At 68.9% G+C, this 21,253-nt stretch carries 18 protein-coding genes; 14 read left to right on the plus strand and 4 right to left on the minus strand.

Annotation, left to right across the window (positions count from 1 at the left end):
* Positions 1–38 precede the first annotated feature (38 nt).
* The 5 genes from ompR (at position 39) to K7G19_RS06690 (ending at position 4,481) form a co-directional block, all read left to right on the plus strand.
* Entirely contained in the window at positions 39–761 is a 723-nt protein-coding gene (gene ompR / locus K7G19_RS06670; protein WP_006576352.1) for a two-component system response regulator OmpR, read from the plus strand.
* Positions 762–776: 15 nt separating this feature from the next.
* Complete coding sequence (locus K7G19_RS06675) at positions 777–2,126, plus strand: ATP-binding protein (protein ID WP_149318870.1); 1,350 nt, start codon at positions 777–779, stop codon at positions 2,124–2,126.
* Between the two features lie 353 nt (positions 2,127–2,479).
* Positions 2,480–3,028: a peroxiredoxin gene (locus K7G19_RS06680; RefSeq protein WP_053823112.1), complete on the plus strand. Its 549-nt coding sequence runs from the start codon at positions 2,480–2,482 to the stop codon at positions 3,026–3,028.
* 109 nt (positions 3,029–3,137) lie between these two features.
* Positions 3,138–3,659, plus strand: coding sequence for a carboxymuconolactone decarboxylase family protein (locus K7G19_RS06685; protein WP_006576349.1), 522 nt, complete (start codon positions 3,138–3,140; stop codon positions 3,657–3,659).
* Between the two features lie 246 nt (positions 3,660–3,905).
* Positions 3,906–4,481 (plus strand): GNAT family N-acetyltransferase, encoded by a 576-nt coding sequence (locus K7G19_RS06690; RefSeq protein ID WP_053821940.1) that lies wholly within the window; start codon positions 3,906–3,908, stop codon positions 4,479–4,481.
* Between the two features lie 115 nt (positions 4,482–4,596).
* On the opposite strand, the gene ispF is transcribed toward K7G19_RS06690, so the two are convergent.
* Positions 4,597–5,106 (minus strand): 2-C-methyl-D-erythritol 2,4-cyclodiphosphate synthase, encoded by a 510-nt coding sequence (gene ispF / locus K7G19_RS06695; RefSeq protein ID WP_150083058.1) that lies wholly within the window; start codon positions 5,104–5,106, stop codon positions 4,597–4,599.
* On the minus strand, positions 5,103–5,954 hold the full coding sequence (locus K7G19_RS06700; RefSeq protein WP_226106507.1) for a 2-C-methyl-D-erythritol 4-phosphate cytidylyltransferase: 852 nt from the start codon (positions 5,952–5,954) through the stop codon (positions 5,103–5,105). The genes ispF and K7G19_RS06700 overlap by 4 nt, the downstream gene beginning before the upstream one ends.
* Before the next feature lie 230 nt (positions 5,955–6,184).
* Here K7G19_RS06700 and mfd point away from each other — a divergent pair, with 230 nt between their 5' ends.
* From mfd to K7G19_RS06745, 9 genes are all read left to right on the plus strand, one after another.
* Positions 6,185–9,658, plus strand: a complete 3,474-nt coding sequence (mfd, locus tag K7G19_RS06705; RefSeq protein ID WP_149318872.1) for a transcription-repair coupling factor — start codon at positions 6,185–6,187, stop codon at positions 9,656–9,658.
* Positions 9,659–10,019: 361 nt separating this feature from the next.
* Entirely contained in the window at positions 10,020–11,258 is a 1,239-nt protein-coding gene (argE, locus tag K7G19_RS06710; protein WP_226106509.1) for an acetylornithine deacetylase, read from the plus strand.
* Positions 11,259–11,502: 244 nt separating this feature from the next.
* Complete coding sequence (locus K7G19_RS06715) at positions 11,503–12,960, plus strand: amidohydrolase (RefSeq protein ID WP_226106511.1); 1,458 nt, start codon at positions 11,503–11,505, stop codon at positions 12,958–12,960.
* Positions 12,961–13,138: 178 nt separating this feature from the next.
* A complete protein-coding gene (serB, locus tag K7G19_RS06720; RefSeq protein WP_149318873.1) occupies positions 13,139–13,993 on the plus strand; it encodes a phosphoserine phosphatase SerB in 855 nt (284 codons plus the stop codon).
* 410 nt (positions 13,994–14,403) lie between these two features.
* Entirely contained in the window at positions 14,404–14,679 is a 276-nt protein-coding gene (locus K7G19_RS06725; protein WP_149318874.1) for a hypothetical protein, read from the plus strand.
* On the plus strand, positions 14,676–14,960 hold the full coding sequence (locus K7G19_RS06730) for a hypothetical protein (protein WP_149318875.1): 285 nt from the start codon (positions 14,676–14,678) through the stop codon (positions 14,958–14,960). Before K7G19_RS06725 ends, K7G19_RS06730 begins: the two co-directional genes overlap by 4 nt.
* A 10-nt stretch (positions 14,961–14,970) precedes the next feature.
* Positions 14,971–16,602, plus strand: coding sequence for a PepSY domain-containing protein (locus tag K7G19_RS06735; protein WP_226106513.1), 1,632 nt, complete (start codon positions 14,971–14,973; stop codon positions 16,600–16,602).
* Positions 16,599–16,760: a hypothetical protein gene (locus K7G19_RS06740; RefSeq protein WP_187829241.1), complete on the plus strand. Its 162-nt coding sequence runs from the start codon at positions 16,599–16,601 to the stop codon at positions 16,758–16,760. Before K7G19_RS06735 ends, K7G19_RS06740 begins: the two co-directional genes overlap by 4 nt.
* 148 nt (positions 16,761–16,908) lie before the next feature.
* On the plus strand, positions 16,909–19,167 hold the full coding sequence (locus K7G19_RS06745; protein ID WP_226106515.1) for a TonB-dependent siderophore receptor: 2,259 nt from the start codon (positions 16,909–16,911) through the stop codon (positions 19,165–19,167).
* 139 nt (positions 19,168–19,306) lie between these two features.
* Here K7G19_RS06745 and K7G19_RS06750 read toward each other — a convergent pair whose 3' ends face one another.
* Complete coding sequence (locus tag K7G19_RS06750) at positions 19,307–20,548, minus strand: cystathionine beta-lyase (protein ID WP_150083124.1); 1,242 nt, start codon at positions 20,546–20,548, stop codon at positions 19,307–19,309.
* Positions 20,549–20,813: 265 nt separating this feature from the next.
* Positions 20,814–21,251 carry a hypothetical protein gene (locus K7G19_RS06755; RefSeq protein ID WP_226106517.1) on the minus strand — a complete coding sequence of 146 codons (438 nt, stop codon included), beginning with the start codon at positions 21,249–21,251 and terminating at the stop codon, positions 20,814–20,816.
* Between the last annotated feature and the right edge of the window lie 2 nt (positions 21,252–21,253).

Here is a 21,253-nt window from a genome sequence, read left to right on the forward strand (position 1 = left end):
CATTTTGACCCCTAGCGAGACTCGCTAAGATTAGCGCCATGGAAAATACCAGCCACAAGATTCTCGTCGTGGACGACGACCCCCGTCTCCGCGATCTGCTGCGCCGCTATCTCGGCGAGCAAGGCTTTACCGTGCTGGTCGCGGAAAACGCCACCGCCATGAACAAGCTCTGGCTGCGCGAGCGTTTCGACCTGCTCGTGCTCGACCTGATGATGCCGGGCGAAGATGGTCTGTCGATCTGCCGCCGTCTGCGCGGCGCCAACGACCAGACCCCGATCATCATGCTGACGGCCAAGGGCGAGGACGTGGACCGCATCGTCGGCCTCGAGATGGGCGCCGACGACTATCTGCCCAAGCCGTTCAACCCGCGCGAACTGATCGCGCGCATCCACGCGGTGCTGCGCCGCAAGGGCCCGGCCGAAGTGCCCGGCGCCCCGTCGGAAACGCCGGAGACCTTCGCCTTCGGCGATTTCGTGCTGAACCTGGCCACGCGCACGCTGACCAAGAACGACGAGGAAATCACGCTGACCACCGGCGAGTTCTCGGTGCTCAAGGTGTTCGCCCGCCATCCGCGCCAGCCGCTGTCGCGCGAGAAGCTGATGGAAATGGCGCGCGGCCGCGAATACGAAGTGTTCGACCGCAGCCTGGACGTACAGATCTCGCGCCTGCGCAAGCTGATCGAACCCGATCCGGGCAATCCGCGTTTCATCCAGACCGTCTGGGGGCTGGGCTACGTCTTCATTCCCGATGGCGTGAAGTAAGTCCCGGCCGTTATCGTGGCGACCGTGATACGCCGCACGGCCACGCGTTTCTTCGGTTCGCTGTTCTGGCGGACCTTCATGCTGATCGCGCTGCTGCTGGCCATTTCGCTGGGCATCTGGTTTCAGAGCTACCGGCTGTTCGAACGCGCCCCGCGCGCGCAGCAGATCGCGATGCAGGTGGTCAGCGTGGTCAAGCTCACGCGCGCGGCCCTGCTCTATTCCGACCCCGCGCGGCGTCGCTTCCTGCTGCTCGACCTGGTGCAGAACGAAGGCATCAAGGTCTATCCGCGCGAGCGCGACGACGACTTCACCACGCCCACCGCGAACCCCTTCCTGACCCAGCTGGTGCAGCAGGAAATCCGCAGCCGTCTGGGCGGCGATACCGTGATCGCGACCACGGTCAACGACATTCCGGGCGTCTGGGTCAGCTTCGAGATCGAGGGCGACGACTACTGGGTGGCGATCAGCCCGGAGCGCTTCGAACGCGTGCCCGGACTGCAATGGCTGTGGTGGACCGTGGCGGCGGTGCTGCTGTCCATCTTCGGCTCGGCCTTCATCACGGCGCGGGTCAACCGGCCGCTCAAGCGGCTGGCCGATGCCGCGCGCGCGATCGGTTCGGGGGGCGATCCCCCGCCGCTGCCCGAGCGCGGCGCCAGCGAGGTCGCGCAGGCCAATCACAGCTTCAACCAGATGGTGCGCGACTTGCGCCAGCTCGACGACGACCGCGTGGTGATGCTGGCCGGCATCTCGCACGACCTGCGCACGCCGCTGACGCGGCTGCGACTCGAGACCGAGATGTCCCCGGTCGACGACACCACGCGCGAGGCGATGATCGCCGACATCGAGCAGATGGACGCGATCATCGGCCAGTTCCTGAACTACGCGCGCCCCGCGCAGGAGAGCAGCGAGCCGGTGGACCTGTCCTCGCTGGTGCGCGACGCGGTGAACGTCTATGCCGCGCACGACGACATCCGCATCCGCGTGCATGCGCCCGAGCCGGTGATGGCGATGGCCAACCGGATGGAGGTCCAGCGTATCCTCGACAACCTGGTCGAGAATGCGCGCCGCTATGCCAAGCATCCCGACAGCGGCATCGCCGAGGTCGAGATCACCACGCGCAACCATGACAAGGAGGCGATGCTGGTGGTGGCCGATCATGGCGACGGCGTGCCCGAGGCCCAGCTGCCGCTGCTGACGCGGCCGTTCTACCGGCTCGACGCGGCGCGCAGCGAGGCCAAGGGCGCGGGGCTGGGCATGTCGATCGTCAACCGGATCATGCAGCGCAACGGCGGCCGCCTGGTGCTGACCAATCGGCCGTCGCCGGGCAGCGGCCTGGTGGTCAGCGCGTGTTTCCGGCGCGCGTGATGCAGGCCCGATGCAGGCCCGATGCAGGCCCGATGCGAACCTGATGAACGCCTGACTCGCTTCTGACTCACGGCAGATGAGCGCCCGAAACGCGCCGCGTCGCCGTTCCGTCATCGCGATCGTGTATCGTTGCCGGACGGCGCAAGCCGGCGTGCCATGCCGCTTTCGCGCCGTCCCTCGCAGCTCGGCCGGCTATCGGGCTCTTTGAGATTTTCAATTAGCCGTGCCGGACAGGATGCTGCATACTTCCCATTCGTTGCGTGGCACGCGCAGCGGCCCGAGAAAATCGTCTTCGACGATGGCCGTTTGCGATGCCCCGCTGGCGTCTGTTCAACCGTATCCAGGAGAAGTCCATGAAGACCGTTGGTGACAAGCTCGAACCGTTCCACGTCGTCGGTGTCAAGCCGGGTTTCAACGCCCACGAAGAAAACGGCCAGTCGGCCTTTGAAGACATCACCGAGAAGTCGTTCGAAGGCAAGTGGAAAATCATCTACTTCTACCCGAAGGACTTCACCTTCGTGTGCCCGACCGAAATCGTGGCCTTCGCCAAGCTGAACCAGGACTTCGCCGACCGCGACGCTGTCGTGCTGGGCGGCTCGACCGACAACGAGTTCGTCAAGCTGGCATGGCGCCGTGAACACAAGGACCTGAACAAGCTGAACTCGTGGCAGTTCGCCGATACCACCGGCTCGCTGATCGACCAGCTGGGCGTGCGCGAGAAGGATGCCGGCGTTGCGCTGCGCGCCACCTTCATCGTCGACCCGGACAACACCATCCAGCACGTGTCGGTGAACAACCTGAACGTCGGCCGTAACCCGGACGAAATCCTGCGCATTCTGGACGGCCTGCAGACCGACGAGCTGTGCCCGTGCAACCGCGCTGTCGGCGGCGCCACGCTGTAATTCGCGCCTTGTCGATGTTGCCGGCGGCATCGCCGCCGGCAACGCGCCCCAGTGCGCACCGAAACCCGCCCACGCGGGTTTTTTTCGCCCAAAGCGATAGGAGAATTTGATGGAATTCCTCAACACGATCAAGAATCTCATTCCCGACTATGCGAAGGACATCCGCCTGAACCTGGACGGCACCATCGCACGCTCCTCGCTGGAGGGCAACGATGCGGTGGGCGTCGCGCTGGCCGCCGCCTTCGCCGCCAAGAGCAAGATCATCGTCGACGCGATCCGCAACGCCGGCGTGCTGTCGCCCGAAGAGCTGAACGGCGCGCTGACCGCGGCCGCGCTGATGGGCATGAACAATGTCTGGTATCCGTACGTCGAGATGGCCGCCGATCCCGATCTGGCAAGCCAGCCCGCCGGCCTGCGCATGAATGCGTATGCGACCCACGGCGGCGTCGACAAGCGCCGTTTCGAGATGTACGCGCTGGCCGCGTCGATCGTCGGCAAGTGCCACTTCTGCATCCGCTCGCACTACGAGCTGCTGAAGAACGAACAGGGCATGACCTCGCAGCAGCTGCGCGATGTCGGCCGTATCGCCGCCGTGATCACGGCCGCGGCCAACGTGATCGCCGCCGAGTAAGGCGGCACACGCCGAGGGCTTCTGCAGGCCTCGCCAGGCCACGGCAGTCCTTGCGAGGGTTTTCTACGGGCCCTTGCCGATGTTTGTCATGTTCGTCGATGGCCGCCCCGCGCGGCCATCGGCATTTCAGGCCCCGCGAACCCGACTCCGCGTCCGCCGCGCGCCCCGCCCGCGTCCGCATTTCTCCGACTGCATTTGTGCACGGTCCGGCCTACAATCGAGGCAGATTCTGCTTCGCGGACCATCATGAGCCAACTGCCCTCGCCCTCCTCGCCGCATTTCCACTATCGTCTCGCCACGGCTTCCGACTGGGGCCAGATCGCCGCGGTCACGCAGGAAGCGTATGCGCAGTACGAGCTCGAAATCATGGAGGACTGCCGCGCGTCGTTCCAGCAGGGCATGCGCTCGGTGCTGGCGACCAATACTTCCGATATGGAATGGTGGGTTGCCGAGACCGATCACGGCATCAGCGGCGCGGTGCTGTTCTGCCATCCCGGCGCGACGCTGCAGGCCCTGGACGGCAGCACGGTGACGCTGGCCCTGCCCGAGGCGCGGCTGCTGTCGGTCAGCCCGCAGGCGCGCGGCCTGGGTCTCGGCCGCACGCTGATGCAGATCTGCATCGAGCGTGCGCGCGATATCGGCGCGCAGGCGCTGGTGGTGCGCACCATGCCGGAAATGGGCGCCGCCAACCGCCTGTGCCAGCAGATGGGCTTCGTCAAACGGACCGAGGCCGGTGCGCGCTCCGGCCCGCTGGAACGGCTGGTCGACTACGTCTACGCGATCGAGCCGAAGGAAGCCGACGCGCCGCAGCCGGGCCTGTAACGGCCGGCAGGCCCGCACGACGGCGCCGCGCAGCACGTCCAGTCCTGTGGCGCGACGACGGCGCCGCGCGGCCTGCTCGGTCCTGCCGGTGAGACGATGCCCCCCCGCAGCCTGCTCAGTCCTGCGGCGCGACGATCGCGCCGCGCCACAGCAGCACCACCGCCTGCGCGACGATCCCTTCCTGGCGCCCTTCGAAGCCCAGCTTCTCGTTGGTCTTGGCCTTGACGTTGCAGCGCCCGGCCGCGATACCCAGATCCTCGGCCAGATTGGCCACCATCGCCCCGATATGCGGCGCCAGCTTCGGCGCCTGCGCGATCACCGTCGCATCGACATTGCCGACTTCGAAACCGGCCTCGCGCACGCGCCGCACGGCCTCGCGCAGCAGCGCGCGGCTGTCGGCGCCGGCAAAGGCCGGATCGGTATCGGGGAAATGCCGGCCGATGTCGCCCAGCCCCGCGGCCCCGAACAGGGCGTCGGTGATCGCGTGCAGCAAGGCATCGGCGTCGGAATGGCCGAGCAGGCCGCGATCGTGGGGGATCTCCACGCCGCCGAGCACCAGCTTGCGGCCCGGCACCAGCGCGTGCACGTCGTAGCCTTGTCCCACGCGGATATCGAAGGGCATCATCGCGATCGGTCTCCAGAAGAACCAGCAGAAGGGGCGGCGGACGGGCCGCCGAGCAGGACTTCGGCAAGCGCGAAGTCCTCGGGATAGGTCACCTTGAAATTGCGCAGCGAGCCGTTGACGAGCCGCGGCTTCAGGCCCAGCCGCTCGATCGCGCTGGCCTCGTCGGTCACGACCGCGCCGCTGGCGAGCGCGTCTTCCAGCGCCTGGCGCAGGACGCCGACGCGGAACATCTGGGGCGTCTGCGCCTGCCACAGCCCTTCGCGCGGCACGGTGCCGCCGATGCGGGACGGCTGCGAGCGCTGCAAGGAGTGCGAGGACTGCGAGGGCTGGGACGGCTGGGAAGATTGCGACGGCTCGCTCGGCTGCGGCTCGGCCTCGGCACGCTTGAGCGTATCGGGCACCGGCACCGCCAGGATGCCGCCGATCGCCGCGTCGGGGCCGTCGCCATCGTCCCCTTCCACCGCGCGGATCAGCGTCTCGATCATCAGCGGCGTCAGCCCCGGCCGCGCGGCATCGTGCACCAGCACCCAGTCCTGATCCTCGGCGCCCAGCTGGACCAGATGCCGCAGCCCGTTGAGCACCGATTCATGGCGCGACTGGCCGCCGACGAAGGCGGTATCGAAGCGCAGGCCGGCAAAGGCCGCCGAGCCGAAGCGCGCCTCCAGCGGCAGATCGTCGGGCGCGAGCACCAGCGCGGTGGCGCTGATCGACTCGCACGCCGAGAACGCGGCCAGCGCGTACCAGATCATCGGATGGCCGGCCAGCTCGCGATACTGCTTGGGCAGGCCGGCGCCCGCGCGGCTGCCGCTGCCGGCACAGGGAATCAGGGCAAAACGTCGTTCGGACATGCGGCGGACTGACGGATCAAGGGAAGGCACGAAAGCGGCCGGTATGCACCAGGCGTGGAGCCGGCGTGCAGCCGGAATGCAGCCGGCGCGCAGCGAGCATTGCACCGGGAATGCGGCGCCGGTATGCGACGCCGGATGGCCGGGCGCTGCGCATTCTATAATACGACCCTCTTCTCGACACCCCCGCCCGCGCTGCCGGCGGGGTGTCGTCGTTTGAACCGAACCGCTTTATGTCCGACGCCAAATCGCCTTCCGCGCTCCCCGTTTCCACTCAGCTGCCGCTGGTCAAGGCCGGCCAGCGCCATCAGGTCGCCGGCCTGCACGGCTCGGCCGATGCGCTGGCCCTGGCCGCCTATGCCCGCGCCCACCACGGCCAGATGCCGATGCTGGCGGTGATGTGCGCCAACGCGGTCGACGCGCAGCGGCTGGCCGACGAGATCCCGTGGTTCGCACCGGAGCTGCGCGTGCGCGTGCTGCCCGACTGGGAGACCCTGCCCTACGACAGCTTCTCGCCGCACCAGGACCTGGTGTCGGAGCGCCTGGCGACGCTGCACGACATCCAGACCGGCCAGTGCGACGTGATGCTGGTGCCCGCGCAGACCGCGCTGTACCGGCTCGCGCCGCCGGCGTTCCTCGCCGCCTATACCTTCTTCTTCAAGCAGGGCGAACGGCTTGACGAGGCCGCGCTGAAGGCGCAGTTCACGCTGGCCGGCTACGAGCATGTCAGCGCCGTGATGCGGCCCGGCGAATACAGCGTGCGCGGCGGCCTGATCGACCTGTTCCCGATGGGCTCGGCGCTGCCGTACCGGATCGACCTGTTCGGCGACGAGATCGAGACCATCCGCGCGTTCGATCCGGACACGCAGCGCAGCCTCTATCCGGTCAAGGAGGTGCGCCTGCTGCCCGGCCGCGAGTTTCCGCTCGACGAGGCCGCGCGCACCGCGTTCCGCGGCCGCTGGCGCGAGGTGTTCGAGGGCGACCCGAGCAAGTCGCCGATCTACAAGGACATCGGCAACGGCGTGCCGTCGGCCGGCATCGAGTACTACCTGCCGCTGTTCTTCGACGCGGCGGCGACGCTGTTCGACTACCTGCCGGCCGGCACGCAGCTGGCCTATGTCGGCGCGATCGACGAGGCGATCCGCCGCTTCTGGACCGATACGCAGCAGCGCTACGACTTCATGCGGCACGATCGCGAGCGGCCGCTGCTGCCGCCCGCGCAGCTGTTCCTGAGCGAGGAGCAGTTCTTCAGCGCCGCCAAGCCGCTGGCGCGGCTGGTGCTGCAGCAGGGCCCGGCCGGCGCCGACGCCGCTCCGCTGTCGGCCCCGCTGCCCGACGTCTCGGTCAATCGCCGCGCCGAGGACCCGCTGGTCAATCTCGAGGCGCTGCTGCTGCGCAAGCAGGCGCGCGTGCTGATGTGCGCCGATTCGGCGGGCCGCCGCGAGACGCTGCTGCAGTTGTTCGCCGACAGCGGCCTGCGTCCGCATCCGGTCGAGGACTGCGCGGCCTTCCTCGCCGGCGACGCGCCGTTCGGGATCGCGGTGGCGCCGCTGCAGAGCGGCTTCGCGTTGCCGCCGATGGACGGCCAGCCGGGCCTGGCCTTCGTCACCGAGGCCGAGCTCTATGCGAATACCGCGCGCCGCGCCGGCCGCCGCAAGCAGGAGCAGGCCAGCAGCGTCGACGCGATGGTGCGCGACCTGGCCGAGCTGAAGATCGGCGACCCGGTCGTGCACAGCGAACACGGCATCGGCCGCTACCAGGGCCTGGTCACGCTCGACATGGGCCAGGGCGACGAGGAATTTCTGCATCTGGACTACGACAAGGGCAGCAAGCTGTATGTGCCGGTCCACCAGCTGCACGTGATCTCGCGCTATTCGGGCGCCGATCCGGATACCGCGCCGCTGCATTCCCTCGGCTCCGGCCAGTGGGAACGCGCCAAGCGCCGCGCCGCGCAGCAGATCCGCGATACCGCGGCCGAACTGCTGAACCTGTACGCGCGCCGCGCGCTGCGCGAGGGCCATGCCTTCGCGCTGTCGCCGAAGGACTACGAGACCTTCGCCGAGAGCTTCGGCTTCGAGGAAACGCCTGACCAGGCCGCGGCAATCGCCGCGGTGATCGCCGACATGACCTCGGGCAAGCCGATGGACCGGCTGGTCTGCGGCGACGTCGGCTTCGGCAAGACCGAGGTGGCGCTGCGCGCGGCCTTCGTCGCGGTGATGGGCGGCAAGCAGGTGGCGATGCTGGCGCCGACCACGCTGCTCGCAGAGCAGCATTTCCAGACGCTGTCGGACCGCTTCGCCGACTGGCCGGTGCGGATCGTCGAGCTGTCGCGCTTCAAGACGAAGAAGGAGGTCGACGCGGCAATCAAGCAGATCAACGACGGCACCGTCGATATCGTGATCGGCACGCACAAGCTGCTGTCCGACGACGTGCGCTTCCAGCGGCTGGGGCTGGTCATCATCGACGAGGAACACCGCTTCGGCGTGCGCCAGAAGGAAGCGCTGAAGACGCTGCGCGCCGAGGTCGACGTGCTGACGCTGACCGCGACGCCGATCCCGCGCACGCTGGGCATGGCGCTCGAAGGGCTGCGCGACTTCTCGGTGATCGCCACCGCGCCGCAGAAGCGGCTGGCGATCAAGACCTTCGTGCGGCGCGAGGAAGACGGCGTGCTGCGCGAGGCCATCCTGCGCGAGCTCAAGCGCGGCGGCCAGGTCTACTTCCTGCACAACGAGGTCGAGACCATCGAGAACAAGCGCGCGCGGCTGGCCGAGCTGGTGCCCGAGGCACGCATCGCGGTGGCGCACGGGCAGATGCACGAGCGCGAGCTGGAACGCGTGATGCGCGATTTCGTCGCGCGGCGCGCCAACATCCTGCTGTGCACGACCATCATCGAGACCGGCATCGACGTGCCGTCGGCCAACACGATCCTGATCCACCGCGCCGACAAGTTCGGCCTGGCGCAGCTGCACCAGCTGCGCGGCCGCGTCGGCCGCTCGCACCACCAGGCCTACGCCTATCTGCTGGTGCACGATCCGGAAGGGCTGACCAGGCAGGCACAGCGCCGGCTCGAGGCGATCCAGCAGATGGAGGAGCTCGGTTCGGGCTTCTACCTGGCGATGCACGACCTGGAAATCCGCGGCGCCGGCGAGGTGCTGGGCGACAAGCAGTCGGGCGAGATCCACGAGATCGGCTTCCAGCTGTACACCGACATGCTGAACGCCGCGGTCAAGGCGCTGAAGGCGGGCAAGGAGCCGGACCTGATGGCGCCGCTGGCGGCCACCACCGAGATCAACCTCGGCACGCCGGCGCTGCTGCCGAGCGACTACTGCACCGACGTGCACGAGCGGCTGTCGCTGTACAAGCGGCTGGCCAACTGCGAGCGTCCCGAGCAGGTCGACGATATCCACGAGGAGCTGGTCGACCGCTTCGGCCGCCCGCCCGCGCAGGCGCAGGCGCTGATCGAAACGCACCGGCTGCGCATCGCGGCGGTGCCGCTGGGCGTGCGCAAGATCGACGCCGGCGAGGCCTCGATCAGCGTGCAGTTCGTGCCGAATCCGCCGATCGATGCGATCCGCATCATCGACCTGGTGCAGAAGAACCGGCATATCAAGCTGGCCGGACAGGACAAGCTGCGCATCGAGGCGAAAATGCCCGACGTGGCGGTGCGCGCGCAGACGATCAAGCAGACGCTGCGGCAGCTGGCTTGAGGGGCGGCGGAGGCCGGTTGCCCTCTCGCCGACGCTCTGCCCGACCCTCTCGCCGGCCCTCTGCCCGACCCTCTTGCCGACCCTCTTGCCGACCCTCTTGCCGACCCTCTTGCCGACCCTCTTGCCGACCCTCTTGCCGACCCTCTTGCCGACCCCCTCGCCGACCCTCTGCCCGACCCTCTCCCGCATGCGGGAAAGGGAGCCGGTTTGCGGCGCTTCGGCATAAGCCGACGCCGGCAGCAGGCTCCCCTCTCCCGCCCAGCGGGAGAGGGGTCGGGGGAGAGGGCTCGCGGAGCGGCAAAGTGGACCCCGGCACATATCCGGGTGTAGGATCGGACATCCCTCAGCGTGATCCTGCCGCATGTCAGCCCATACCCCTGCCCCCGCCGACGCCCTCACCGACGCCACCACGGACGCCCTCGCCGACGCCCCCGAACACTCCGCCCTCGACTGGACCCGCCGGCTGATCGAGTTCGACACCACCAGCCGCGAGTCCAATCTCGGCCTGATCGAAACGGTGCGCGACCACTTCGTGGCCCAAGGCCTGAAGCCCCACCTGAGCTACAACCCGCAGCGCAACAAGGCCAACCTGCATGTGACCGTGCCCGCCGCCGACGGCAGCGAGCAGCGCGGCATCGTGCTGTCGGGGCATACCGACGTGGTGCCGGTGGACGGCCAGGACTGGAGCACCGATCCGTTCCGCCCGGCGCTGCGCGACGGCAAACTCTACGGCCGCGGCGCCTGCGACATGAAGGGCTTCATCGGCACCAGTCTCGCGCTGCTGCCCGCGCTGCTGCAGGCACGGCTGCGCGAACCGGTGCACTATGCGCTGTCGTTCGACGAGGAGGTCGGCTGCATGGGCGCGCCCTATCTGATCGACGACCTGCGCGAGCGTGGCATCCAGCCGGCCGGCTGCATCGTCGGCGAGCCGACCAGCATGCGGGTGATCGTCGCCCACAAGGGCATCAACGCCTATCGCTGCTGCGTCAGGGGCCAGGCCGCGCATTCGTCGCTGACGCCGCGCGGCGTCAATGCGATCGAATACGCGGCGCGGCTGATCTGCTTCATCCGCGACCTGGCCGACGAGTTCCGCGCCAAGGGCCCGTACGACGAGGCCTTCGACGTGCCCTTCACCACCGCGTCGACCGGCACCATTCAGGGCGGCATCGCGCTGAACACGATCCCGGCGCTGTGCGAGTTCGTATTCGAGTACCGCAACCTGCCGGGCGTCGATCCGGAAGCGATCCGCGCGCGCATCGAGGCCTATGCCAACGACGTGCTGCTGCCCCGCATGCGCGCCGAGCATGCCGACGCGGACCTGAGCATCACGCGCATCGCCGCGGCGCCGGCGCTCGACGCCGCCGAGCGCGACGCCATCACGCAGCTGGTGCGCGCGCTGACCGGCGACAACGCGATCAGCAAGGTGGCCTACGCCACCGAGGGCGGCCTGTTCCAGCGCGCCGGCATCCCGGCCGTGGTCTGCGGGCCCGGCGACATCCAGCAGGCCCACAAGGCCGACGAGTTCGTCGCGCTGGAGCAGCTCGCCCAATGCGAGGCCTTCCTGCACAAGGTCGTCGACAGCCTGCGCATCGCGGCCTGACGGTTCGCGCCGGCACGCCGGCACGGCGGCGCACCAGCACGCCAGCACACCAAAGACATCCACTCCCGGAGGCGCATCGCGCCTTCTCACCGATGGCCTGAACGGCCGGGCCGCCGATGGCCCGGCCGCATCGACAAGGGGCACGCAGAGGCCCCGTTGCAACGCGAGCCGCAACGTCGACCGCAATGTCGGCCGCCGTATCGGCAGCAACACCGACCACAACGACATCAAAGGAGAACTCGACATGGCAGCACGCCGCTCCCCCGCTTTCGCCCGCTCCCGACGCTTCCTGCCGCTGCCGGCCGCCATCCCGGCGCTGGCCGCCGCGGCCAGCCTGCTGTGCGGCTCGGCACTGGTCTCGCCTGCGCTGGCGCAGACCGCGCCGCCGGCCACATCGGCTACAACGCCGTCCGCGGCCTCGCCGGGCCAGGCGAGCACCGGCGATCCCGCGCTGCACGCGCAGATCGAGGCGCGCGCCAAGGCAGCCGAGGCGCGCCTGATCGCCTGGCGCCGCGACATCCACCAGCATCCCGAACTCGGCAACTACGAGACGCGCACCGCGAAGCTGGTGGCCGATCATCTGCGCAAGCTCGGCATGGAGGTCAAGACCGGCGTGGCCAAGACCGGCGTGGTCGGCCTGCTCAAGGGCGGCAAGCCGGGGCCGGTGGTGGCGCTGCGCGCCGACATGGACGCGCTGCCGGTCAAGGAGCGCGTCGACGTGCCGTTCGCCTCGAAGGCCAAGGGCAAGTACCTCGGCAAGGAGGTCGACGTGATGCACGCCTGCGGCCACGACACCCACGTCGCGATTTTGATGGCGACCGCCGAGGTGCTGGCCGGCATGAAGGACCAGCTGCCCGGCACGGTGAAATTCATCTTCCAGCCGGCCGAGGAAAGCCCGGCGGACATCGAACCGGACGGCACCAATATCTGGGGCGCCAAGCAGATGGTGGCCGAGGGCGTGCTGGAGAACCCGAAGGTCGATGCGATCTTCGGCCTGCATGTCAGCAGCGGCATCGAGTCGGGCAAGCTGGCCTGGCGCAGCGGCCCGGCGATGGCGGCGGCCGACCAGTTCTGGATCGACGTCAAGGGCCGCCAGACCCATGGCGCGCGTCCGTGGGGCGGCATCGATCCGATCGTGGTGTCGTCGCAGATCGTGCTCGGCCTGCAGACCATCCAGAGCCGGCAGGTCAATGCGATGCTCGAGCCCTCGGTCATCACCGTCGGCACGATCCACGGCGGCAACCGCATGAACATCGTGCCGGAGAAGGTCGAGATGATGGGCACCATCCGCACCTATGACGAAGGCATGAAGAAGGACATCCATGCGCGCATGAAACGCACCACCGAGTCGATCGCGGCCAGCACCGGGGCCGAGGCCACCTTCCGCGTGGTCGAGCTCTACAACGCCACCGTCAACCAGCCCGCGCTGACCGAGAAGATGGCGCCGACGCTCAAGCGCGTGGCCGGCGACGGCAACTGGATGCTGGCGCCCAAGGCGACCGCGTCGGAGGACTTCTCGTTCTACCAGGAGAAGGTGCCGGGGCTGTTCTTCAATCTCGGCGTGACGCCCAAGGGCACCGATGTCACCAAGGCGCCGTCGAACCACTCGCCGGAGTTCTACGTCGATGAGCCGGCGCTGATCAACGGCGTGCGGGCGCTGTCGAACCTGACGGTCGACTTCATGACGATGGCGCAGCGCTGATCGGCATGACGCAGGGGCGGGCGCGGGGCGATTACAATAGCGTCCTTTCACCGTCCCCCGTGCCCTGCACCGTCGTCCCCGCGCATGCGGGGGCCCGGCGGCTTCGGCGCCGCTGCCGGCCGGACAAGCCGCTGGATCGCTGCCTGCGCGGGGACGACGCAAGATTCCAACTTCTCTCATGCCCCTGATCGTCCAAAGCCTGCAACCCATCGCCTCCGCGGATATCGACGCGCTGCGCATCCTTGCCGACGCGCCCGGACTGAGCCTGCGCGGCGACACCGTCGCCACCGCCGAGGCCTGCGCGCCGCTCGACGCGCGGCTGCGCGATGCGCTGGAGGCGTTCTGCGAGCCGCGCCGGCTCGACTGGGCCGTGCTGCCGACGCACCGGAAGCTGTCCGACTTCCGGCTGGTGGCCATGGACATGGATTCGACGCTGATCACGATCGAGTGCATCGACGAGATCGCCGATTTCTGCGGGCTGAAGGCCGAGGTCTCGGCGATCACCGAGGCCGCGATGCGCGGCGAGATCACCGACTTCAACGAAAGCCTGCGGCGCCGCGTCGCGCTGCTCAAGGGGTTGGATGCCAGCGTGCTGGACCGGGTCTACGAGGAACGGCTGCGGCTGTCGCCGGGCGCGGAGCGCATGCTGGGGGCCGCGCGCGCGGCGGGCCTGCGCACGCTGCTGGTGTCGGGCGGCTTCGTCCACTTCACCGAAAAACTCAAGGCCCGGCTGGGCCTGGACTTCACCCGCGCCAATACGCTGGAGATCGTCGACGGCAAGCTGACCGGCCGCGTCGAAGGCGAAATCGTCAATGCCGAGGTCAAGGCCCGCACCGTGCGCGAAGCCTGCGAGGCGATCGGCGCCGATCCGCGGCAGGCGATCGTGATGGGCGACGGCTCCAACGACCTGAAGATGATGGCGATCGCCGGCCTGTCGGTCGCCTTCCGCGCCAAGCCCGTGGTACGCGCGCAGGCCAGCGTGGCGTTCAACCATGTCGGGCTGGATGGGTTGCTGAATCTGTTCGCGGATTGATTTGGCGCGGTCGGCTGTGCTGCCGGTCCACCCTGTAGTCCCATCGGTAGTCCCCCGGTAGTCCACCGGTAGTCCTCCACCGCCTTACCGCTCTCTCCCCCAGCCCCTCTCCCGCAAGCGGGCGAGGGGAGCTCGGTTTGCCGTTGCCATCGGTGATGCCGATCGCGCTCGGTTCGCCTGTGCCGGCTGGGTTCTCCCGCTCCCGCCTGTGCGGGCTAGGTTCTCCCTCTCCCGCCTGTGTCGGCTGGGTTCTCCCGCTCCCGCCCGCGGGAGAGGGCGGGGAGAGGGCAACCTCCGCCGCCAGCACGCCTCCCCCGTCTATCAATACATTGCAAACAATATCAATAACTTGCATCGCCAAATACGAATCATTACCATTTGTGTTTTGAATTCGGTAACAAAATCTTGCGATGCAACTCTTTGCCGCTCTCCTCGGCCTGGCGGGCGCTGCCTGCCTGTATCTGGCCGGTCCCAATCAGGTGCTGCTGCGCCAGCCGCCCCAACGCCGCATGATGGTGTGGCTCGGCATCGTGCTGACGTGCTCGGGCGCCGTGGGCTGGTCGGTCGAGCACAGCTGGCCTTCGGCCATCGCCGCGACACTGGCCACGCTTGGCACCGGCCTGTCGCTGTGGCCCTTCCTCGGCTGCTATCTGCACAAGCGCCGCGGCGGCGAGGAGGCGGCATGAACGGCGGCATCGGCACCAAATGGCTGGCCGGCACGCTGCTCGGCTTCCCGCTGTCGCTGGCGGTCTGCACGCTCGCCATCCTGTGGCTGCCGGGCGGCTGGCAGAGCGGCATCATCGGCGCGGTGACCGCCAGCCTGCCGCTGTGGGTCGCCATCATCAGCACCAGCCTGCTGTTTTCCAGCAGCCGCGCCGCCTGGCTCTGGCTGGGCGCGGCCAACCTCGTCTGTTTCGGTGCGTTGTGGGGATTGCGGCTGATGGCCGTGCCCGGCGCGGCCGCGTAAGGAGTACCCCATGAAGGCTGCAACGCTGCGCGTTTACCAGACGCTGCATACCTGGGTCGGCCTGATGGCCGGCTGGGCCTTGTTTATCGCGTTCTTCGCCGGCGCGATCACGGTGTTCCACCACGAGCTGCACGAGTGGCAGTCGCCGGCGCGCATCCGCGGCGAGACCCACGCCGCCGCCAAGCCGTCGCCCGAGGATCTGGACCGCTTCGTCGCCGCGCTGGTCAAGGCCCATCCCGAGGCGGCGGCCAGCGTCTATATCGGCCTGCCGACCGAGGGCGAGCCGCACACCACCGCCTACTGGATGGACGGCAAGGGCGAGTGGCAGACCACCAATGAGGAGAAGCTCGGCGCGGGCCGGACCTCGCCGCAGGACACCTCGCTCGATGGGGTGCGCGGCGAGCTGTCGAACTTCCTGAACGCGCTGCACTACACGCTGGGCCTGCCGATGCAGGCCGGCATGCATTTCATGGGCGTGGTGTCGGTGCTGTACGGGCTGGCGCTGGTGTCCGGCGTGCTGCTGCACCTGCCGCGGCTGAAGAAGGACCTGTTCGCCGTGCGCCCGGGCCGCAACCTGAAGCGCTTCTGGATGGACGCGCACAACGTGATCGGCCTGTTCAGCCTGCCCTTCCATCTGGTCATCGCGATCACCGGCGCGCTGTTCTGCGTGTCGATGACGCTGGCGATGGCCTTCAACGTGCTGACCTTCGATGGCAAGCTGATGTCGGCGCTGCCCACCGCGATGTCGTCGGTGCCCGAGGTGCAGGCGGCCGGCAAGCCGGCGCCCCTGATGCCGGCGCGCGAGCTGATCGAGATCGCGCAGCGCACCGCCGGCGAGGGCTTCAAGCCAAATTCGGTGCGCTACCAGCGCGTGGGCGACGCCAATGCGCTGATCGAGGTGCGTGGCGACAGCGAGCGCGCGCTCGGCAACTTCGGCTCGGTGGGCATCCACGCCGCCGCCGGCCAGCCCGACAGCGGCCGCGTGATCGCCAACCAGACCGCCAGCGGACGCGACGCGAACCATGGGCTGTACAGCGCCCTGTTCGCGCTGCATTTCGGCACCTACGGCGACCTGGCGCTGCGGCTGGTCTATCTGATCGCCGGGCTGGCCGGGGCCTTCCTGTTCTACTCGGGCAACCTGCTGTGGATCGAATCGCGCCGCAAGGCGCGCCAGGCCGAGCAGCCGCGCGTGCACCGGCTGCTGGCGCAGGCCACCGTCGGCGTCTGCATCGGCTGCTGCGTCGGCGTGGCGGTGGCCTTCACCGGCGCGCTGCTGTGGCCGGAGCGTCCGTCTTCCTTCGTCTACTTCCCGGTGTTCTTCGCCGCGCTGGCCTGGGCGCTGCTGCGGCCGCCGGTGCGCGCGGCGATCGAGCTGCTGTACGTGGCGGCGCTGGCCTACCTGGTGGTGCCGGTGGCCAACGCGATCCTGACCGGCGACCATCTGCTGCGCAGCGTGCAGCAAGGCGAATGGGCCGTGGCCGGCTTCGACATCGGCGCGCTGGTGTTCGCGGTCGGCTTCGTCGCGCTGGCGCGTGCCACGCAGCGCCGTGCCCGTACGGGCGCCGCCGATTCGGTATGGGCGCCGCGCCCGAGCCGCGGCGATCCGGGCCCGTCGGCCCCGCCGGTGGTCGACGCACCGTGACGCTTGCCGCGCCGGCCGTGCCGATCATGTCCATCGTGCCGATCATGTCGTTCATCCAGATCGCGCCCAGCATGCCGATCGTGCAGATGATGCCGATCTCGCCAACCGCTCCACCCGAGGCGCGGCGGGACTGGTCGGCGCCCCGATTGGCGATCTGATCGGCGCCCTGGCCGGCGCCATTCGCAGCGCCCCGCCCCACTAGAACCCCCCCCCAACCCAATTTGCATTGCCCTCAGGCGCACGCGGTTCTCCGCGGCGTCCGGGGAGCCGTGCGCGTTCGCACAACAAACGAAGAGGAAACGAGCCATGTCCACCCCCCGCCGCAGCCGCCCCGCGCTGACACCGCTGGCGCGCCAGCTGGCCCTGATCGTCGCCGTCGGCGGCGCCGCCGCGCCGGTGCTCGCGCAGACCGCCGCGGGCACCACTGCCAGCACCACTGCCAGCACCACTGCCGGCGCCACTGCCGGCGCCACTGCCAGCACCACCGCAAGCCCCACGGCGACCGCTACCGCGCAAGCCGAGCTGCCGACCGTCCATGTCACCGCGGGCAGCGAGCCCGCCTATCGCGCCCGCGATGCCAGCACCGGCGCCCTCGGTGACAAGCCGCTGCAGGACACGCCGTTCTCGGTCTCGGTGGTGCCGCAGGAACTGATCGAGAACCGCCAGGCCATCACGCTGGGCGACGTGTTCCGCGGCGATCCGTCGGTGGCGCCGATCGGCGACGGTTATATCGGCGAGTCGGCGGGTTTGACCATCCGCGGCCTGCATCTCGACCTGCTCGAGGGCTACAAGATCGACGGCCTCGCCATCCCGAACTGGGGCAGCGACGTGCCGCTCGAACACTTCGAACGCGTCGAGCTGCTCAAGGGCCTGGGCGGCTTCATGTACGGCTTCGGCGCGCCCGGCGGCATCGCCAACTTCGTCACCAAGCGTCCCACCTCGAAGTTCGCCGGCAGCGCGTCGCTCGGCTACGTTTCCGACGGCGTGCTGCGCGAGGCGATCGACGTCGGCGGCCGCTTCGGCGCCAACGACATGTTCGGCGCGCGCGTCGGCTTCGTGCACGAGGAAGGCGATACCTTCGTCGACGGCGGCCATATCAAGCGCGATTCCGCCTCGGTGGCGCTCGATGCCAGGCTGAGCCCCAACCTGCGCTGGTCCCTCGACGGGCTCTACCAGCAGCGCAACGTCAAGGGCGCCTACTACGGCATCATTCCGGGCCAGGACTTCGGCGCGCCGGTGACCGAGTTTGTCAACACGCCCCGCACGCTCGACGGCAGCCAGCGCGTGGCCAGCAAGGGCACCTATTACGAGACCGAGATCAAGAGCATCGGGACCGAGCTCAACTGGGGCTTCGCCGACGACTGGAACCTGCGCACCTCGTACCGCTTCACGCAGCAGAACCGCGGCAATGCCGACAGCGCGATCCTGCTGCTGGACAACGCCGGCAACTACGCCGAGAACCAGTACAGCTCGTATTCGCGCTACCACTACCAGCACGCCCAGACGATGGCGACCGGCAAGGTCCGCACCGGCGGCATCGAGCACGACATCGCCGCGGGCCTGTCGTGGCAGAGCCTGGTGCAGAACTGGGGCAGCTTCAGCGGCGGCGGCATCATCGGCTTCGGCAATCTGTACGATCCGGGCCAGTTCGTGCCGACCGGGCTGCCGCTGTCGCGCGTGCCGTCGTCGGATGTGCTGTACCGCGCCTCCAGGATCGACCAGAAGTCGGTCTTCTTCAGCGACACCATCAAGTTCAACGAGCAATGGTCGGTGCTGGCCGGCCTGCGCTACACCCGCTACGACCAGACCGGCTACACGCCGGAGGGCGCGATCTCGAGCACCTACAAGAAGTCGCCGGTCACGCCGACCCTCGCGCTGATGTACAAGCCGGTGCAGCCGCTGACGCTGTACGGCAGCTATGTCGAATCGCTGGAGGCCGGCGGCTCCGCGCCGCTGACCGCGCGCAACGCGGGCGAGGTGTTCGGCCCGCTGAAGAGCCGCCAGTACGAGATCGGCGCCAAGGCCGAGCTGGAGGACTGGACGCTGAACGCGGCGCTGTTCCAGATCCAGCGCGGCCTGAATTACCTGCGCAACGACAACGTCTACACGCAGGACGGCGAGACCCGCTACCGCGGCATCGAGCTGTCGGCGCGCGGCAAGCTGGCGCGCGACTGGACGCTGATGGGCGGTGTCACGCTGCTCGATTCGGAGAATGTCGAGGCCTCGCCCGACGTGCTGGGCAAGCGCGCCTACAGCGCGCCGACCTTCAAGGCCACCGCCTATGTCGAGTACGCGGTGCCGCCGGTGCCGGGCCTGGTGCTGAGCGCCGGCGGACAGTACGTGTCGAAGATGGCGCTCGAGGCCAACAACAGCAACTGGGTGCCGGCGTACCACACCTTCGATGCGGGCATCCGCTATTCGACGAAGCTGGGCAAGACGCCCGCGGTGTTCCGGCTGGTGGTCGACAACCTGACCAACGAGAAGTACTGGCTGCCGAGCTACGGCTTCATCCTGACCCAGGGCGCGCCGCGCACGGTGCGGGCCAGCGCGACGTTCAGCTTTTGAGGCTGCGACCGCGGGCCGGCGGAGGGTTTGCCTGGTGGTCCCGCGAAGGCGGGATGCCAAGCGCCCTTGGGCAAGGCGCTGGGTCTTCCCCTTTCGCGCGGTCGACGTGGCTTCGGTCGCGGAAGTTCCGCGTCCCCTTTCAACCGACCAGCTTCGCCTCCATCGCCGCCTTCAGATCGGCGATCAGGTCGCGCGTATCCTCCAGCCCGATATAGAGCCGCACCAGCTCGCCGGCATCCTGCCAGCCGGCGGGCGGCCAGCTGCCCGCCGGGCGCATCGTCTGCACGTGGTATGGCACCGCCAGGCTGTGCGCCCCGCCCCACGACCAGCCGATCGAGAACAGCCGCAGCGCTTCGACGAAGGCGTCGACCTGGGCGCGCGGATAGCGCGCGCGCAGCACCACCGCGAACAGGCCGCTGGCGCCGGAGAAGTCGCGGCGCCAGAAGGCGTGGCCGGGGCAGTCGGGCAAGGCCGGATGCAGGACCCTGGCCACCTCCGGCCGCTGGGCCAGCCACTCGGCGACCTCGCGTGCGGCGCGGTCGTGCGCCGCGAGCCGCACCGGCATGCTCGGCAGCGAGCGCAGCACCAGGTAGCAGTCGTCGGCCGACACGCCCCAGCCCATCAGCATGCGCACGCCCTTGATGCGCTGGTAGAGCTTCTCGTCGCGGCACAACACCGCGCCCATCAGCACGTCGCTGCCGCCCGACTGGTACTTGGTCAGCGCCTGCACGGAAATATCGATGCCCTTGTCGAAGGGCCGGAAATAGATGCCGGCCGACCACGTGTTGTCGATCGCCGTCAGCACGCCGCGCGCCCTGGCGGCGGCGACGATGGCCTCGCTGTCGGGCACCTCCATCGTCACCGAGCCCGGCGCCTCCATCCAGATCAGCCGCGTATTGGGCTGGATCAGCTCGGCGATGCCGGCGCCGATCATCGGATCGTAGGGCCGCACGGTGATGCCGAAATCGCGCGCCAGCCATTCGCCGTGCTCCCTATTGGGACCGTAGACGTTGTACGGCACCAGCACGTCGTCGCCGGCCTTCAGCAGCGCGAAATAGACCAGCGAGATCGCGCCCAGGCCCGACGGCAGCAGCAAGGCGTGGCTGGCGCCTTCGAGCATCGCCAGATGCTGGCACAGCGCCTCGCTGGTCGGCGTCGCGTGGATGCCGTAGCGCCAGTAGGTGGTGGCGCCGTCGCCATGCGCGCGCAACTCGGCGAGATTGCGGAACACCACGGTGGAGCCGCGCTGGGTCGGCTGGGAGAAGGAGGCGAAACCGGGGGGAACCTGCAGGGGCGGCTGCACCGCCAGCGTCTGCACGTAGCAGTCGGGCGTTGCGGCGGGATCGTTGTCGTTCGGGGAAGCGGCGTTCGTATCGGTCAGGGGACGGTCGGACACGGCGGATTCCTTGTCTGGCGAGTGCGGATAGAGCCTCCGAGCTTACCAGCAATGACGGCGGCGCCGCCATGGGGGCCGATGGCCGCTGCGCGGCCCGCCGCGCTTAACCTGCTTGATCGGCTTGACGTGCTTGACCCGCTTGTGCGGCGTGACCGCTTGATCTGCTCAAGCCGCTTGCCCCCTTGAGCCCTTGAGCCCCTGAGCCCTTGAGCCCCTTGAGCCCCTTGAGCCCCTTGAGCCCTTGAGCCGCTTAACGCTTGCGGTCTTCGACGATCCCCGAGCGCGGCGGCGGCGGTCCGTAGACCACGCCGCTGTTTGGCGTCATGTCGATCGAGGGCACCGCGACCACGCCGTCGGGGCCGACATAGACGGGCATTTGCTGGCCGGAAGGATAAGGCTGGGGCGGCGGCAGGGCCGGCACCGCCGGCATGCCGCGGGCGGCGTCGCGCTGGCGTTGCGCCGGCGACTTGCCATTGCTGTCGGCGGTGCCGATGCCTGTGCGGGCGCCATTACCGACGCCATTACCGACGCTATTGCCGACGCCATTGCCGGCACGCGGCGGCGACGCGGTCGACAGCACCGTGTCGCCGGCCGCGGCGGCCGGCGCGGACCACGCCAGCACGGCGGCGGCCGCGGCCCCGGCCGCACCGATCGCTGCAACCAGGCCTGCCACGCGCCGCCGGCTCATGG

The sequence above is a fragment of the Cupriavidus sp. DB3 genome (genome assembly GCF_020418465.1).
Lineage (GTDB): Bacteria > Pseudomonadota > Gammaproteobacteria > Burkholderiales > Burkholderiaceae > Cupriavidus > Cupriavidus cauae.

Coding starts and splice junctions, on each gene's coding strand:
- ompR (WP_006576352.1), top strand. CDS start 39: ATGGAAAATACCAGCCACAAGATTCTCGTCGTGGACGACGACCCCCGT.
- K7G19_RS06680 (WP_053823112.1), top strand. CDS start 2,480: ATGAAGACCGTTGGTGACAAGCTCGAACCGTTCCACGTCGTCGGTGTC.
- K7G19_RS06685 (WP_006576349.1), top strand. CDS start 3,138: ATGGAATTCCTCAACACGATCAAGAATCTCATTCCCGACTATGCGAAG.
- K7G19_RS06690 (WP_053821940.1), top strand. CDS start 3,906: ATGAGCCAACTGCCCTCGCCCTCCTCGCCGCATTTCCACTATCGTCTC.
- ispF (WP_150083058.1), bottom strand. CDS start 5,106: ATGATGCCCTTCGATATCCGCGTGGGACAAGGCTACGACGTGCACGCG.
- K7G19_RS06700 (WP_226106507.1), bottom strand. CDS start 5,954: ATGTCCGAACGACGTTTTGCCCTGATTCCCTGTGCCGGCAGCGGCAGC.
- mfd (WP_149318872.1), top strand. CDS start 6,185: ATGTCCGACGCCAAATCGCCTTCCGCGCTCCCCGTTTCCACTCAGCTG.
- argE (WP_226106509.1), top strand. CDS start 10,020: ATGTCAGCCCATACCCCTGCCCCCGCCGACGCCCTCACCGACGCCACC.
- K7G19_RS06715 (WP_226106511.1), top strand. CDS start 11,503: ATGGCAGCACGCCGCTCCCCCGCTTTCGCCCGCTCCCGACGCTTCCTG.
- serB (WP_149318873.1), top strand. CDS start 13,139: ATGCCCCTGATCGTCCAAAGCCTGCAACCCATCGCCTCCGCGGATATC.
- K7G19_RS06725 (WP_149318874.1), top strand. CDS start 14,404: ATGCAACTCTTTGCCGCTCTCCTCGGCCTGGCGGGCGCTGCCTGCCTG.
- K7G19_RS06730 (WP_149318875.1), top strand. CDS start 14,676: ATGAACGGCGGCATCGGCACCAAATGGCTGGCCGGCACGCTGCTCGGC.
- K7G19_RS06735 (WP_226106513.1), top strand. CDS start 14,971: ATGAAGGCTGCAACGCTGCGCGTTTACCAGACGCTGCATACCTGGGTC.
- K7G19_RS06745 (WP_226106515.1), top strand. CDS start 16,909: ATGTCCACCCCCCGCCGCAGCCGCCCCGCGCTGACACCGCTGGCGCGC.
- K7G19_RS06755 (WP_226106517.1), bottom strand. CDS start 21,251: ATGAGCCGGCGGCGCGTGGCAGGCCTGGTTGCAGCGATCGGTGCGGCC.